Annotated in this window: 13 protein-coding genes; 10 read left to right on the top strand and 3 right to left on the bottom strand. The window is 28.7% G+C overall.

Annotated features, from left to right (window positions below):
- Positions 1-47 precede the first annotated feature (47 nt).
- On the bottom strand, positions 48-467 hold the full coding sequence (locus B3N22_RS05965; RefSeq protein ID WP_238903137.1) for a hypothetical protein: 420 nt from the start codon (positions 465-467) through the stop codon (positions 48-50).
- 163 nt (positions 468-630) lie between these two features.
- On the opposite strand from B3N22_RS05965, the gene B3N22_RS05960 reads away from it, so the two are divergent.
- The 3 genes from B3N22_RS05960 to B3N22_RS05950 all read left to right on the top strand — a co-directional run bounded on the left by B3N22_RS05960 (position 631) and on the right by B3N22_RS05950 (position 3,898).
- Positions 631-1,032: a DUF6762 family protein gene (locus B3N22_RS05960; protein WP_286905428.1), complete on the top strand. Its 402-nt coding sequence runs from the start codon at positions 631-633 to the stop codon at positions 1,030-1,032.
- Positions 1,033-1,051: 19 nt separating this feature from the next.
- A complete protein-coding gene (pepF, locus tag B3N22_RS05955; RefSeq protein WP_286905426.1) occupies positions 1,052-2,854 on the top strand; it encodes an oligoendopeptidase F in 1,803 nt (600 codons plus the stop codon).
- 123 nt (positions 2,855-2,977) lie between these two features.
- Positions 2,978-3,898, top strand: coding sequence for a rhomboid family intramembrane serine protease (locus tag B3N22_RS05950; protein ID WP_286905424.1), 921 nt, complete (start codon positions 2,978-2,980; stop codon positions 3,896-3,898).
- 176 nt (positions 3,899-4,074) lie between these two features.
- Here B3N22_RS05950 and B3N22_RS05945 read toward each other — a convergent pair whose 3' ends face one another.
- Positions 4,075-5,808: an ATP-dependent metallopeptidase FtsH/Yme1/Tma family protein gene (locus tag B3N22_RS05945; protein ID WP_073017952.1), complete on the bottom strand. Its 1,734-nt coding sequence runs from the start codon at positions 5,806-5,808 to the stop codon at positions 4,075-4,077.
- Between the two features lie 168 nt (positions 5,809-5,976).
- Between B3N22_RS05945 and B3N22_RS05940 the strand changes: the two genes are divergently transcribed.
- The 6 genes from B3N22_RS05940 to B3N22_RS05915 all read left to right on the top strand — a co-directional run bounded on the left by B3N22_RS05940 (position 5,977) and on the right by B3N22_RS05915 (position 11,927).
- Positions 5,977-6,993 (top strand): YkvA family protein, encoded by a 1,017-nt coding sequence (locus B3N22_RS05940; protein ID WP_286905421.1) that lies wholly within the window; start codon positions 5,977-5,979, stop codon positions 6,991-6,993.
- Positions 6,994-7,006: 13 nt separating this feature from the next.
- Positions 7,007-7,621: a ribonuclease H1 domain-containing protein gene (locus B3N22_RS05935; RefSeq protein ID WP_073017950.1), complete on the top strand. Its 615-nt coding sequence runs from the start codon at positions 7,007-7,009 to the stop codon at positions 7,619-7,621.
- Between the two features lie 88 nt (positions 7,622-7,709).
- A complete protein-coding gene (locus tag B3N22_RS05930) occupies positions 7,710-7,883 on the top strand; it encodes a hypothetical protein (RefSeq protein ID WP_021802943.1) in 174 nt (57 codons plus the stop codon).
- A 205-nt stretch (positions 7,884-8,088) separates the two neighbouring features.
- Complete coding sequence (locus tag B3N22_RS05925) at positions 8,089-9,390, top strand: helix-turn-helix transcriptional regulator (protein WP_286905417.1); 1,302 nt, start codon at positions 8,089-8,091, stop codon at positions 9,388-9,390.
- A 20-nt stretch (positions 9,391-9,410) separates the two neighbouring features.
- Positions 9,411-10,673, top strand: coding sequence for a tetratricopeptide repeat protein (locus tag B3N22_RS05920; protein ID WP_286905416.1), 1,263 nt, complete (start codon positions 9,411-9,413; stop codon positions 10,671-10,673).
- Positions 10,674-10,763: 90 nt separating this feature from the next.
- On the top strand, positions 10,764-11,927 hold the full coding sequence (locus B3N22_RS05915; protein WP_286905414.1) for a metallophosphoesterase: 1,164 nt from the start codon (positions 10,764-10,766) through the stop codon (positions 11,925-11,927).
- Positions 11,928-12,351: 424 nt separating this feature from the next.
- Here B3N22_RS05915 and B3N22_RS05910 read toward each other — a convergent pair whose 3' ends face one another.
- Positions 12,352-14,433, bottom strand: coding sequence for a helix-turn-helix domain-containing protein (locus B3N22_RS05910; RefSeq protein WP_286905412.1), 2,082 nt, complete (start codon positions 14,431-14,433; stop codon positions 12,352-12,354).
- Between the two features lie 152 nt (positions 14,434-14,585).
- On the opposite strand from B3N22_RS05910, the gene clpB reads away from it, so the two are divergent.
- A complete protein-coding gene (gene clpB, locus B3N22_RS05905; protein ID WP_286905410.1) occupies positions 14,586-17,183 on the top strand; it encodes an ATP-dependent chaperone ClpB in 2,598 nt (865 codons plus the stop codon).
- Positions 17,184-17,208: the final 25 nt, after the last annotated feature.

Genomic DNA, 17,208 nt, shown 5'->3' with positions numbered 1-17,208 from the left:
ATATTAAATTATATAACTAAATGCGAATTGTTTGCAACAATAAAAAGTTAATCCACGGAAGCAATATTTTCTAGTTTCCAATATTTTTTTTCAGTTTTAGATAAAGAGACTCGATAAGTTAAATATTTATGAGGTGATTTATCATCTAAACCTGAGGCAATAACAACAGCAGTTTTATCATCTGAATAAAGTACATTCATTTCCTTAACTCGTAGGAGCCTGTTATCTTTAGAGTAAGAGGATGTCATGTAGTAATCTATAGAATAATAGATGTCCTTGCATTTATTTCTTATATATAAAGCTTTAAATGTGACAAATAGAGTAATTAACATTATTGAAGTTATTAATATTTTTAATAATCTTCTTTGAAGTCTAATTTTTTTATATTTATGAAACTTATAAATCCTTTTTTTCTTTCTAAGTTTTTTTGAATATTTTCTTTGGACTTGAACTTGAGAATTTAACATAATATCCACCTCCTCTAAATATATTACCAAATAATGGAATAAAAATAAATGAATAAATCTTAAATATTCCAATAATTGTAAAATAAAAATACAGTTGTTGCATAGAAGTGGCAAAAAACAATATAATAGAATCATAACATTTGTGAAAGGTAGGTATTTGAAGATGGATTTTTCGGCATTAGTATTAATGGAAAAAGATAAAGATACAGGTCACCTTATGAAAGAGATAGGAAGTTATGCAGTTAATGAAGGTGCTGTGTATGTTAATAAACTATATGTAATAGATGGAGAAGTAAACTTATATTTTCAGGTAAATAAAGATGTAGAGGATTGGGAATACTCAGCAGTATATGATCTTTTTGATGTTGAGGCTTTTGAAACCTTAGGATATGACATTGAAGAAGTTGATGATGAGTTTAATCCAACTTGGATGATATCATTTCCTTTTGATGAGGAGCATGAAGAAGTAAGAGCTATATTAAATGAATTATGTACTTTAATTAAGGATAATATAGAAAAAGTTTTTGAAAATATACAAGATAAAAAAGCAGAATATGAAGAATAATAACTAAGAGGTGAAATTTATGAGTGAAACAAAAAAAGTTAAACTTAGAGAAGAAATTCCTAGTGAATATAAATGGAAAATAGAAAAGGTTTATGAAGATACCACAGCTTGGGAAAATGACTTCAAATCTTTAAAGGAAGAGGGAATTAAACTTAAAGATTTTTCTGGGAAGTTAACTACGGGAGAAAAGATATTAGAATATTTAAAATTAAATGAAGTAATATCTAGAAAAGCAGAGAAGTTGTTAATTTATGCTCACTTAAGAAGTGATGAAAATACAGCTAATTCGGAGTTTCAAGTTTTAAAAGATAAGATAGATACATATCTTTCAGAACTTGGTAGCTATGGAGCTTTTTTTGTACCAGAAATATTAGAATTATCAGAAGAGTTTTTAATGGGAGAAATAAATAAAATCCCAGAACTAAAAGTATATGAGTTTTTATTTAAAGATATACTTAAGGAGAAACCACATACTCTTACAAAAGAAATGGAAGAGTTAATGGCTTCAGTTTCTGATTGTTTAGATGCACCATATAATATCCACAATATGCTTACAAATGCTGATATGACCTTTGGAAACATAAAAGATGAGGATGGTCATGATGTTGAGTTAACAGAAGGTAACTATTCTTCTTTCGTTAGAAGTAAAAATAGGGAAGTAAGGGAAAGTGCTTTTAAAACTCTATATACTTCATATAAAGGACTTCAAAACACTTTAGCAACAAGTTTAAGTGCATCATTAAAAAACTTTATATTTGGAGCTAAAACTAGAAACTATAAAAATTCTCTAGAGTATGCTCTAAAACCTAACGACATTCCATTAGAGGTTTATCATAATGCAATAAATACAATCAATAAGAACTTACCATTACTTCATAGATATATAGGACTTAAAAAGAAGTTACTTGGATTAGATGAAATGCATATGTATGATTTATATGTTCCTGCTATAGAGGTTCCAAAGGAACACATAGAATATAAGGATGGAATAGATATAATATTAGAAGGATTAAAACCATTAGGTGAAGAATACTTAAGCATTTTTAAAGAAGGAATAAATAATGGCTGGATTGATGTATATGAGAATAAAGGAAAAAGAGGCGGAGCTTACTCTTGGGGTGCATATGATACAATGCCTTATGTACTTTTAAACTACAATTATGACATTAATGATGTATCAACTTTAGCTCATGAAATGGGTCACTCTATACATTCATATTATTCAAGAAAATATCAACCACACTTTTATTCCTCATATACAATTTTTTGTGCAGAGGTTGCTTCAACTACCAATGAAGCTTTATTAATACATCATCTTATAAATAAAGAAGCTGATAAAAATAAAAAATTATATCTAATTAATCAAGAACTTGAGCAAATAAGAACAACAGTATTTAGACAATTGATGTTTGGAGAATTTGAGCTTATAACTCATGAAAGTATAGAAAAAGGAGAACCTTTATCTTCAGAAAGTCTTAATAAGATATGGTTAGATTTAAACAAAAAATATCACGGAGAGCATATGGTGGTTGACAATGAAATAGAAAGTGAATGGAGTAGAATTCCACACTTCTATACTGACTTCTACGTATATCAATATGCTACAGGTTATGCAGCGGCATCTGCTTTTGCTAATTCTATATTAGATGGAGAAAAGGATGCAGTAGAAAACTATATAGGTTTCTTAAAGAGCGGTGGTTCAGATTATCCAATTAATATACTTAAAAAAGCTGGGGTTGATATGACTACACCAGAACCTATAGATGCGACTATGGAAAGATTTAAAGAATTATTAGATATGCTTGAAAATGAAATTAGATAAGAATTTTAGGTGCTGCATAATTTGCAGCACTTGTTTTTTATAAAAAATATCTATAAACTTAATTTAATGATAGAATGGGGTTAAGTAAAAACAGTCTATAAGAAGTTGAAAGGAATTTATTAGATGAAGAATTTTGAAAAAAGATTATTTGATACTTTAGTAAACCAATATAATTTCTACATAAAAGAGATTGAAAATGAACACTTAAAGTGGGTAGCAAAATTAAAAATTGATAATGGGGAACTTGCTGTAGGAGTAGTAGATAAAACTTATAAGGATTTAGAAATAGCTGTAGAGGAAGGTTTTTTTATTAGGGTTATATATGGAAGTTATGATGGAGAACCGTTAAAGCAAGGAGATGTATATTTTTCTCCAGAAGAAAAGAGAGTAGTAGCTGCTTGGAATAATGAGACTCCGTTTATACAGATGATAGATTCTATTTATAAAAAAACATCTCGAGATTCAGAGGATAAAAATTCTACTATAACCTTTGGACTTATAGCAATTAATGTTATAGTGTTTTTAATATCAGCTTATTTTTCAAAAAGTATAGTTAATATAGATTATAGTGTTCTTTATATAATGGGGGCCAAATTTAATTATGCAATATTAAACTATGGAGAGTATTGGAGACTTATAACATCAGCTTTTTTACATGGAGGGATTGTACACATAGCTGTGAATATGTATTCTCTATATTATGCTGGAAACCAAGTAAGTAGGATATATGGTAATAAAAAGTATTTACTTATGTATTTATTAAGTGCTGTAGGCGCCTCAACTTTATCTATGGTGAATAGCCAGTCACTTTCAGTAGGGGCTTCTGGTGCTATTTTTGGGTTGCTTGGAGCAATAGCTGCTTTTGCATTTAAAGAGAGAAGTAGAATAGGTAAAGGGTATTTAACGAATCTGATATCTGTTATAGCAACCAATCTAGTAATAGGATTTATGCTTCCAAATATAGATAACTTAGGACATTTAGGTGGATTAATTGTTGGTGTCTTATTAGGGTTTGCATTATATAAAAATAAAACAAGGAAGTAAAGAATTTAAGCACCAAAGAAGTAAAGAACTTAAGAAGTAAACAAGTAAAGAACTTAAGTTCCGAAGAAGTAAAGAATTAAAGAATTAAAGAATTCTCCTAAGAAACATGCAAAGACTTGGTAGAAAAGTAAAAAATGCAGAAGAACTCTTTGTACAAAAGTTCTTCTGCATTTTATTTAAGCCATAGCAACTAAATCATCGTAGTAAATAGTTTCTTCTTTTAGTAGCATTCTAGCTATCTTATCAAGCTGATCCATGTTTTCATTAAGTAAAAGTTTTGTATCCTCGTAAAGCTCTTCTAAAAGGGTTTTAGCTTCTTCAATTACTACATTTCCATAGGAAGTAGAAAGTGAACCTAAAGAGGACATTTTTAATAAGCCTAAATTTTGTCCCATTCCATACTCAGATATCATAGACATAACTATCTCAGTTGATGAATTTAAATCTCCATATGCTCCTGTAGTAATATTATCTTTCCCAAAGATTAATTCTTCAGCAGCTCTTCCAGCTAGTAAAACCATTATTTTATTTTTTAAATTTGTAATAGTTTGATAAGCTTTATCCTTAGGAACTGTTAAGGTATATCCTCCAGCACCTTTTGTGGTGGGGATAATAGTAACCTTTGATACTTTATCTTCAGGTGTTTTTAATAAAGAACAAAGAGCATGTCCAGCTTCGTGATAAGCTGTTATTTTTTTCTCTAAATCAGTTATATGAGATCTATTTTTTTTCTCATAACCTGCAATTACTATATCGTAAGCTGAATTTATATGCTCATTAGTTAAAAATTCTGTTTCTTCCTTTGCTGCTAATATAGCTGCTTCATTAGTTAAACTTTCAAGTTTAGCACCAGAAAAATAAGCTGTTTTTTCAGCTATGTCCTTAATATTTAAATCTTTATAGGGTTTATTTTTTAGATGTAGATTAAGTATATGCTCTCTGGCAGTTATATCTGGAAGAGAGACTTCTATATGTCTATCAAATCTTCCAGGTCTTAATAGTGCAGGATCTAATATATCTAATCTGTTCGTTGCAGCGATAACTACAATACCTTCTTTTTCAGTAAATCCAGACATCTCAGTTAATAAGGCGTTTAATGTTTGATCTCTTTCATCTGTACCAGAAGAGTTTTTAGAACCATCTCTTTTTTTACCGATAGCATCAATCTCATCTATAAATATTAAAGCTTTTCCTTTATCCCTTGCTTTTTTAAATACAGAACGTACTCTTGAAGCGCCCACACCTACATACATTTGCATAAAGTCTGAACCGCTCATAGCATAAAAAGGAACATTACTTTCTCCAGCAACTGCTTTTGCAAGTAGTGTTTTGCCTGTTCCGGGTTCGCCATATAAAATGACTCCTTTAGGAATTCTAGCTCCATAACGTGCGTATTTGTCAGGGTTTTTTAGAAAATCTACCACATCTTGAAGACTTTCTTTAGCTTCATCGTTTCCAGCAACTTTTGAAAAATCATATTTTGTCTTCATATCAGTTGAAACATCTTCAGGAGAAAATGAAGATCCTATAGGTAATCTCTTAGTATTAACAGAATATAATACTATAAAAAGTATTGAAGCAACTAAAGTTAAAGCAGGGATAGTCTTAACCAAGGGGGTGCTACTTTGTCTTTTTACTATAACTCCGTTACTTAGAAGTTCTTCCTGAAAATCAGGGCTTTGAGGGTTAGTTGTTATATATTTTTCACCAGAGTTTAAAATTACAAGGATATTATCTGTGTTATTTAATTCAACTTTTTGAATATTTCTACTTTGAAAGTCTTCCTTAAAGTTTAAATAGGATTTTTTTTCATAAGAGTTAAAGCCTAAATCTACATATATAAGAGAAACTATAGAAAGTAAGGCTGTTATTAATGGTATTATAAGTATTTTCTTCTTTAGTTTATTCATAATTGCCCCCCAGTTTTTAGAATATTAACGATTATATACTTTAAATTATATATTTTTAATAGATATTGTCTAATGAATTACATAAGTTTTGGTAATGTAAGTTATGGATAATTGACCAAATATGAGTTATACTTAATTAAGTTAAAATGTGTAATTGTAGGGGGAACCATGAACATATCAGAAGTAAAAGTAAAACTTACAAAAGAGGATTTGTTAGATTTATTAAGAGAGGTAATTGATTTAAAAGGATTGATTATAAACTCAATAGAGCTAGATAATAAAATAGGAATAAAAGGTACATATAAAAAATTATTTAATATAAAATTTTCGATTTTCTTTAATATTGTTGAAGTAAGGGAGCAGGATTTAGTTATAAGGTTATCAGAATTAAAAGCTCTTGGTATTCCAGCAATAAAGCCAATAAGAAAGTTGATCCTTAGAAAAATACTTACTGATTTTAAAAAGTTAGGAATTGAAGTTGAAAATGATACTGTAATTATACACTTAAATGAGTTAATTAAAGATTTTAAATTCTTAAGACTAGGTTCATTAAATATAGTTCAAGATAAAGATAGTCTAACAGTAAATTTATATAACTCAAAGATAGAAGTAAAGAAGTTAATGGATAAAAGTCTTGTGGAGAAATCAGAAGTTATAGAGGAAATATCTGAAGTAAGAGAAGAAGTAAAAACTTTAGAAGAGACTGAGAAAATTGAAGAGAACGTGGAGGCTGTTTCTACTGAAGTTATCGTAGAAAAGACAAAGGATTACTATAGTGAGGGAAGAGATTATGTAGAGAATAAGATTCCTGAGAGGTTTAAGTCTGTTGAGGATTACATATTATTAGTTCCAGATATACTTGCATTAATAGTAAGGCTTATGAAAGACAACAGAATTAATAATCAAACAAAGATAGCAGTTGCAGCATCAATTGGTTATATTGTTGTTCCTAAAGATATTATTTTTGATAAAATACCTATAGTGGGAAGTATAGATGATATGGCGGTAGTATTATTTGCATTAAATAAGTTAATAAATGATGTTCCACTAGAGGTTATATTAGAAAATTGGGCAGGTAATGAAAAGAATATAATAGTTTTAAAAAATGCTTTAGAGTACGTAAAGAGATTTACTAAAGCAAATAACTTGGATAAATTTTATTCAGTAGTTGAGGCTTTGACTTAGTAAGGAGGATAAAATGGGAAAGTTTTATGCTGTAGCACAAGGTAAGAGTAATTTACCTCTTATTCTTGAGAGCTGGGATGAATGTAAAAAGGAAGTTATAGGTTGTAAAGGGGCTATATATAAAAGTTTTGGAAATAGAAAAGAGGCAGAAAATTTCATAGCACTTCATCTAGGGGATAAGGTTGAGGGTGAAGAGCCTGAAAATGGAGTTTTTATATATGTTGATGGTAGCTTTATGGAAGCTAAAAACAATTATTCTTATGGATTAGTAGTTGTAAAAGATGGGGAAGTAATTCATAAGGATAAGGGCGTAGGTTATAAAAAGGAAGATATTTCTCTAAGAAATGTTGCAGGAGAAGTTATGGGTTCCATGAAGGCAGTTGAATATGCTATTAATAATGATTATAAGGAGATTACAATATGCTATGATTATCAAGGAATCGAATGTTGGGCTAAAGGAACTTGGCAGAGAAATAAGGATTTAACTAAATATTATCATGAATTTATGAAAAAAAATATGCACCTTATACAGGTGAACTTTAAAAAAATCAAAGGTCACAGTGGTGATAAATATAATGATTTAGCAGATAAACTTGCAAAGGAAGCACTAGATAATACAAACAATTAATCCAAAATTTTCAGTGAGTATTAAATTTATTACTGCATATACTATAATCGACAAAAAAAAATAAAATATTACAGTGAGGTGCAGTAGTATGGGAAAATTTGTGAGCGGAATAACTACAGGGGCAATAGTAGGAGCAGCTTTCGGTATGATGGTCCTACCACAGCTAGATAGAAAAACACAAAAAGCTTTTAGAAAAGCTGGCAAAAAAGTCATGAATGCGGCAGGCGATACCTACGGAGACATGATGGGATGGATGAAATAGTTCGAGAGATTCTCTCGAACTTTTTTTTTGACAGAATTAAATCTTTTTCATAGAATTTTGTAGAAAATTTAAATTTTAACAGGTAATTTTTTTATAAAATATATTAAAAAATAAGGTTATATGGTATAATTTAAATAAATTTTTAGAATAAATTTAATATTTTCGTAATGCTATAGCAATGATATAAGAGAAGGAAGAGTGATTTATGGAAATTCTTTCATTAGGGGAAAAAATTAAAAGAAAAAGAAAAGAGTTAAATATGACTCTAAAAGATTTGGCAGGGGATAGAATAACTCCAGGACAGATATCTTTAGTTGAATCTGGGCGTTCAAATCCATCAATGGATCTTTTAGAATATTTAGCAGATGCTTTAAAAACCTCTGTAGAGTACTTAATGGAATCTGAGGAAACTCAAGCAGAGAAGATATGTATGTATTATGAGCAGGTAGCTGAAGCATATATACTATCTGGAGATTATTTTATGGGAGAGAAGTATATAGAAAATGGATTATACTATTCTGAAAAGTATAATCTTGAATATAGAAAAGCTAGAATATTGTTTTTAACAGGCAAAATTCATATGTTAAAAGATGAACTGGTTGCAGCTCAACAATACTTCTTGTCTTCTAATGTAATCTTTATAAAAAATAATAATTTTGAAGAGGTAGTTAAGACATTTCTTTGTTTAGGGAAAATAACACTAAAATTAAAAGCATACCATTCTACAAGCTCCTATTTAAAACAAGCAGAAAAAGTTTATATAGATAATAATATAGGTAATGATCAGCTACTTGGAGAAATATATTATTATATGGCAAATTCATTTTTTAAGACGGATAATGTTAAGCAGTCAATAGATTATGCATTTTTAGCTAAGGAAAAATTCCAAAAGATATATAATAAAAAAGATTATGCTAGAACACTTTTATTGCTTTCAGATGAATATAGTGAAAGTGGAGACCTTATTAATGCTATTAAATATTCTAAAAAAGCTTTAGAAGTATATCAAGAGTTAGAAGACATATCCAGTATAGCAGAAATAGAAAATAGCTTGGGAAGGCTATTTTATGAATTCGAAAATATTGAAGAATCCTTTATTCATTATAACTTGGCTAAAGGCATCAGACTTAGTAATAATGATGAGAAACTTGTTAATACCCTTATTAACATATGTGAAAACTATTTAAAGATAAAAGATGTAGATAAATGCGAAGAGGGTATAAAAGAGATACATAAACATATTAGGGATGATGACCATGAAAATAGAATAGAATGTAATTTATTACAGTATAGAGTTAACTTAATTAAAGACATTCAAAATGAAGCTGAAAACATACTTATAGATACATATAAATATGCAATTAATAATGATTGCAATAAGAGAGCAGGACAAATTGCTATAATGCTAGGGAAATTCTATATGGATAGTAAAAGGGAAAAAGAAGCTGCTAAATATTTGGATTACGGGATTGATATATTTAATAGTATTGGGTTGTTAAGAAATTAATGGCAGATGGGTGGTAAGTAATGGAGATACTTTCAACAGGAGAAAAAATAAAACGTGCTAGGATATATAAGGGGATTACCTTAAAGGAACTTTGCGGAGATAAAATATCTATATCAAAGATGAGTTGTATTGAGAATGAGAAGATAAAAGCAGAAATTGAAATCCTAGAATATGTTTCATCTAAACTCTTAATTGATGTAGATTATTTATTAAAAGATGTTAGGGAGCAGTTAATTTCTAATTTAGAATTATTGAAAGAAGGTCTTTTCTCAGATAAGGACATAGAAAGTAAGATAAAGTATAATCTAGATTTTGCACAGGCATATAAATATTATGATCTTGCTTTCGATTTAATGCACTTATTATTTAATTATTACCTGGAAGAAGGGAAATATGAAAATATACAAATAATAGTATCTCAATATTATTTCCTTCATCAAAGTAATAAAAATTCTGAGAAAGTAATTGAGTATTTTTATGATATGGCTAAATATTTCTTTAATAACAAAGAGTATATGGAAGCTTTATCATACTATTCAAGGCTTAAAGAAATTCTAAAAGAGAATGGATTAAATGATAAAGGTGAATATGCATATGCACTTTACAGTGAAGGGTTATGCTACTATAAACTAAAAGATAATAATCAAGCCCTTGAAAATATGAAAGAAGTAGTTCAATATATAGATTATGTTGAAGACAATATAAGTAAAGGGAAAATATATAATCTGCTAGCAACACTTTGTATTAAATTAAGAAAACCAGAAGCAGGAGAGTTTATAGAAAAAGCTTATGAATATCAAAAGGATAATCCAGTTTATTTAGCTTTGTCTAAAGGTAATTATGGAGAATGTTATTTTGAAATAGGTGAAAAAGAGAAAGCTAAAGCTGAGTTTAATGAAGGTTTAAATATTTTTCCTAAATTCAACAAGGTTAGATATGTGGAATTTATGAATAATTTCATCAAGCTTTTTATAGAGAATGGTGAATATGATGAAGCTTATAAGGTTTCAGATGAATCTTTAAATTTAGCAATAGATTGTAATAATATAAGATTAATTGAGCAATCATATTACTTAAAGGGAAGTATTTTACAAAAGCAAGGTAAATATAAAGAAGCTGAAATGTATATGAATCTTTCTTTGGACTCATTATTTAAGTTTGGAAGTAAAGAAGAAAGATATAATAGATATATAGATATGGCGAATATGTATTATCATTTGGGTGATATAAGAGATGCATTAAAATATTTCTCATTAGCATTTGCATTAGAAAAAAATTTATAGAATATTTAAAAGGGAGCATATTAGGTGTACTGATTAGCTCCCTTTTGGGCAAGTATTAAAATATAAACGTTATAGAGAAGAGGAAGGAATTTGAATAAAAAGATGATGTTTTTAGTTGTGGCAGCAATGCTTATTGTGTATACATTACTGAACTATTACATAGGGATAAGAGGTTTAGAATTAGTAGGGATTTTTAATAAAGACATTAATAGGGTAATATATTGGGTTATATTTTACTTATTTGCTTTTAGTTACATTGTTAGTAAGCTTTTGGAGAGATATATGCCTAATAAGATTTCAGGGGTGTTTAATTATTTAGGTTCCTATTATATGGCTGTACTTTTATATTCAATTATAATAATTGTAATAGTAGATTTATTTAGGTTGGTTAATTGGAAATTTAATATTTTAGGAGTAAATGATACCTTTAAAACCTATATGGGGATAGTAATAGTTTGTATATTAGCCTTTGTACTTATATATGGAACTTGGAGTGGATCAAGTACAGTAATAAATAAATATACCTTAAGTGTTGATAAAACTGCAGGAGATATGAAAAAGTTAAATATAATAATGGCTTCAGATATACATATAGGAAGTGTAGGTTATAGAAATAGAATGGAGAAGTTAGTTGAATTAACTAATTCAGTTAAGCCAGATATTGTTTTATTAGCTGGAGATATTATAGATGACAGAGTAGAGCCCTTTATAGAAGGAAATGTTGGAGAATATTTCAAACAAATTGAAGCTCCATTAGGCATTTATGCTGTAACTGGTAATCACGAATATATAAGTGGAAAAGTTGATGAGTTTGTAAAAATTTTAGAAGAGAATAATGTTAAGGTTCTTAGAGATGATTATTCAGAGATTAACGGAAGTTTTTATGTTGTTGGAAGAGATGATGTTTCTGGAGGAAGTTATCAGGAAACAAAGAGAAAAGATTTAAGCGACATAACAAAAAACATCAATAAAGACTTACCTATAATAGTTATGGATCATCAGCCTAAGTATCTTCAAGAGGCTGTAGATGCAGGGGTAGATTTGCAAGTATCAGGACATACTCATAGAGGACAGTTATCTCCTAGTAATCTAATAACTAAAAGATTATTTGAAATAGACTGGGGATATCTTAAAAAAGAAAATTTAAATGTTATAGTTTCATCAGGGTTTGGAACTTGGGGGCCACCAATAAGGATTGGAAGTAGATCTGAATTAGTAAATATAATACTTGAATTTAAATCAAGTGAAACTTGATTCAGGTGGGGTTTGATCTCCATCTGAATCTTAGTTGAACNNTTATCTAGGGTCGTGCCACTGCTAACTCCCATTCACACAGCGTGTGGGAGTGGTACAGTGGCTAGACATCAGATAAAAAAAGCTTTAGCTGCATTAAGTGGCTAAAGCTTTTTTATAAAATATATAATTTAAGTTTAATTAATATCTTTTGCTAATTAAGTCAAAGGTTAATTGGAATAAACTTAACTTAGGACTAAATGAAGTTAATTTAACAGATTTAAACATGTTTTTTAGTGTTTTCATAAATCCACGCTCGCTTTCTTACTTCTTGTCTATATTATATTTCTAATTATTATAAAAATCATTGATAGTTATGATGAATTATAGGTACAATTAAGGGGTTTTAAGTTATTTATAATTAATAAAAAAACAAAAAAACACCTTATTTAAGGTGTTTCTGTACTTTTTTTATTAAAATAAGTTGGGCTCCATAACCTTTTAGTTTTGGTAATAGGTTTAAGATTGTACTTTTATTGTTATATATAAAGTTTATACCTGGGAAAGATGCCTTATGAAGTATCTCCCGTTCTTCTTTATTTAATCTATTTGGTTTTCCCATACCAAGCCAATAGTTATAAGAAGAACCTATTTTTTCATTAATCATATAAGTGGTAACTTGGTTAGCACTATTTATATTAACTATATTTAAAGAAATCTTTTTTTCAGTAGTATTTTTTATTCCTCTTCTTTTTTCTAGGGTTTCTGAGCTTATTAAATAATCAAGTTCTTCTCCATAGTTATATAATAATATTTGGAATTCATCATCGCTTTTAGTAACTATATAACCATCACCTTTTTGAACTAAAACATCTCCAAGTTTACTTAGAAGATAAAAGGCGTAATAAGAAGGTTTTTTTATTCCCATATCATTAACTAAACCAGAAGAGCCAAAAAACACTTCGTTTGTAAGCATAACTTCTTTCTCTAAAACATCAAAAGCCCTTATAAAGTTCAGCGGAGTTTTGTAGTTAATAACTTGATGAATAATATAAGGTATCATATAAGCTGTATCATATATTTTATTAATTTCTAAATGATTGCCTTCATAATCATCACTAAAATAATCTAAACCAGCATCTTCTAAAATCTCAATTATAGAAGTTTTGAATGCTTTATCAAGAGAATTTTTAAACTGATATTTAGTATTAAAAAAATCTACAGTTTCGATTTCAGAGAAATATTCTATATAACTTTTTAAAGCATTTATAAACTCTTCTTGCGATAAATCCCCTTGATCTATAAGTATAAGTGCTTTAAGTTCTATATACTGCATAAATTCTAAAACTGTTTTAGTCTTATTCCAGTTGTAAAATTGACTGCCGGGGAAAATACCCATGTCTCTATCAAACAAATTAAATATTCTTCCATACTCAAAAGAGATTTCTTCTTGAAGTTCTTCTAAATTATCTTTATTTTCTTCTATAAGTAAATCAAAAGCATCTCCAACATTTATTACTTCTTTAAACCTATGAGTCCATTCAGAAGACTCCTCATCCATATTTATATTGATTTTATGAATTTTATTTTCATAATTAAATCTATCATAGTCTTGTAAATAAGGATAAAGATATTTTAAAGAATCATTACTGTCTAGTTGAGTAACTTTTTTAGCTTTTTCATATGCCTTTTCATCTAATTTAAATTTCTTTCTATATTGAAGAGGCGTTAATTTATGATAGAATTTAAAATTCTTATTATAATATCTAGTATGAGAGAATCCGACCTCATCTGATATTTCAGAAATACTTAAATCACTATCTAAAAGTAACTTTATTGATTCTTCTACTCTTGTAAGATTAAGAAGGTCAGTAAAGCTATAACCAGTAGCATTTTTAATTTCGTGGGAAAGATAATCTGCGCTTAAAAATTCTTTTTTTGCTATTTCTTGAAGACTTATTTTATTATTATAGTTATTAAATATATATTTAGCTATTCTATGATAACGCTCTAACTGTTCTTCATTTTCTCTAAGTTCTTCTTTTTCATAGATTAAGTAGTGGAAATTATTGATTAAATGATATAATAAATCTATTAAATTATCTTCAATTTCCTCATCATAATCTTCTCTCTTTTGAATAGCCTCACATAGTATTATAGATAAAAATATTCTTAAATCATCATATTCTTCACTTTCTTGGGCACCTTCATCCGATGTATTTACATAGAAAAACATGTTTTCTATATCGCTATAGTATTTTTCAAAGAAGTTTGGATCTATGTGAAACATAAGAACCCTGTTATTTGGGTCATCAGAATAAATTCTGTGAGCTTCATCTATATTTATTATCTCAAGTTCTTTTTCTTCTATTTCATAAGTATCTGTATCTATAGTAATGTTTAATGTACCTTTAAGTACAAAAATTATCTCTATAGCATTATGCCAGTGGATAGGATATTCCTTAATGGAACAATAGGAAATAGAAACTGGCATATCTAAGGGATAACTAATGTGTTCTCTTCTCAAAATCTCACCTCATTCTCATATCTCCTAATATATATTATATCATATAATATATATTATAATAAAAAGAAAAAATACACTTTGACTTTCTTTGACCTTTGTATTATTATTTTATTAGAGTAAAAAATAAGAAAAAAAGTTTAAGAGGTGATCATATGAATATTGAAAAAATGACAAAAAGAGTACAGCAAAGCTTAAATGATGCCCATGTAGCTGCTGTAAAATTTAATCATCAAAATTTAGATGTTATTCATCTGTTTTATGCTCTTGTAAATGATAATGATGGATTAGTTCCTAACTTATTTGAAAAAATGAATGTAAATGTGAGTTTATTAAGAAATGAGTTAGATAAAATAATAGATAGAATGCCTAAAGTTTTAGGTAGTGGAGCGTCTACTTCAGGAGTATATGCAACAAGAAAAATAGAAGAGGTTCTTATTAAAGCAGAAGAATATGCTGATGAATTTAAGGATTCTTATATAAGTGTTGAACATGTTATGCTTGGTATTATGCAGATAGAATCAAAAGGACAAATAGGAGAAATACTAAAGAAGTTTAATATAGATAAAAATAGTTTTTTAAAGGTATTAAGAGAAATAAGAGGAAGTCAAAGAGTGGAATCTCAAGATCCAGAAGGAACTTATGATGCGTTAGCTAAATATGGAACTAACTTAGTAGACTTAGCTAAAAAACATAAGCTAGACCCTGTTATAGGAAGAGATGAAGAAATAAGAAGAACAGTAAGAATTTTATCTAGAAGAACAAAAAATAATCCTGTATTAATAGGTGAACCTGGAGTAGGTAAGACAGCTATAGTAGAAGGATTAGCAGATAGAATAGTTAAAGGAGATGTTCCAGAAGGATTAAAAGATAAAATAATATTCTCTCTAGATATGGGTGCGTTAATTGCTGGAGCAAAGTACAGAGGTGAATTTGAAGAAAGACTAAAAGCTGTTCTAAAAGAAGTTCAAAGTTCTGAAGGAAGAATAATATTATTTATAGATGAAATTCATACTATTGTAGGTGCAGGTAAAACAGAAGGGGCTATGGATGCAGGGAACTTGATTAAACCGCTATTAGCAAGGGGAGAGCTTCACTGTATAGGAGCAACTACTTTTGATGAATACAGACAGTATATCGAAAAAGATAAGGCATTAGAAAGAAGATTTCAACCTGTAATTGTTGATGAACCTACAGTTGAAGATACTATTTCAATCTTAAGAGGATTAAAGGAAAGATTTGAAATACATCATGGAATTAGAATACATGATTCAGCTATAGTTGCAGCAGCTAAGCTATCTCATAGATATATCCAAGATAGATTTCTTCCAGACAAAGCAATTGACTTAATAGATGAAGCTGGAGCTATGATAAGAAGTGAAATAGATTCTCTGCCAACAAAACTAGATATGATAAGAAGAAAGATATTTTTATTAGAAACAGAAAAAGAGGCATTAGGTAGAGAAAAAGATGCTGCGTCACAAGCTAGGGCAAAATCTATAGAAGATGAGCTTAAAGAATTAAAAAGTAAAAATGATGAAATGACTGCTAAATATGAAAAAGAAAAAGATCATATTACTGAAATAAGAAACTTAAAGAAAGAACTTGAGGATGTAAGAGGAAAAATTGAAAAATATGAAAGAGAATATGATTTAAATAAAGTAGCAGAATTACGATATGGATTAGTTCCGAATCTTGAAAAGAAAATAGAAGAAAAAGAAGCTCAAATGAAGGAAAACTACCAAGGCGCTTTATTAAAAGAAGAGGTTACTGAAAATGAGATTTCAGATATTGTTTCGAAGTGGACTGGAATACCTGTAACTAGATTAGTTGAAGGGGAAAAGCAAAAACTGTTGAGGCTTGAAGAGGAGCTTGGAACTAGAGTAGTAGGGCAAGAAGAAGCAATAAAATCAGTTACAAATGCAGTAATAAGGGCAAGGGCTGGACTAAAAGATGAAAATAAGCCAATAGGTTCATTTATATTTTTAGGACCAACAGGTGTAGGTAAAACTGAGCTAGCTAAAACATTAGCAAGAACTTTATTTGATTCTGAGGAGAATATAATAAGAATAGATATGTCAGAGTATATGGAGAAATATTCAGTATCTAGATTAATAGGAGCACCTCCAGGATATGTGGGTTATGATGAAGGGGGACAATTAACAGAAGCTGTAAGAAGAAAACCTTATTCAGTTATATTATTTGATGAAATAGAAAAGGCCCATGAGGAGGTATTTAATATATTTCTTCAAATTCTAGATGATGGAAGACTTACAGATAATAAAGGAAAAACTGTGGATTTTAAAAACACCATAATAATAATGACATCTAATATAGGAAGTTCTTATATCCTTGAAAATGGAGAGAACATGGTAACTAAAGAAGCAAAAGAGAAAGTTATGATGGAAATGAAAGCTAGGTTTAAACCAGAGTTTTTAAATAGAGTTGATGATATAATAACCTTTAATCCATTATCATCAGATAGTATAAAGCATATAATAGATATCTTCTTAGAAAAGGTTAGAAACAAGTTAACAGAAAGAAATATACACCTAGAAATAACTGATAAAGGAAAAGAGATTATAGCTAATGAAGGATATGATCCTATATATGGTGCTAGACCGCTAAAAAGATATATAGAAAATACTCTTGAAACAAATTTAGCTAGAAAGATAATAAGTGGAGAAGTATATGACGGAGTTAAAGTTATTATTGATGGAGAAGAGGATAATTTAAAGTTCACAGTAATTTAAAGAAACAGGGTTAATTATTTTAATA

This window comes from Clostridium sp. UBA1652 (assembly GCF_002320975.1).
Taxonomy (GTDB): domain Bacteria; phylum Bacillota; class Clostridia; order Clostridiales; family Clostridiaceae; genus Clostridium_T; species Clostridium_T intestinale.
This window is presented reverse-complemented; position numbering and strand designations above follow the sequence as displayed.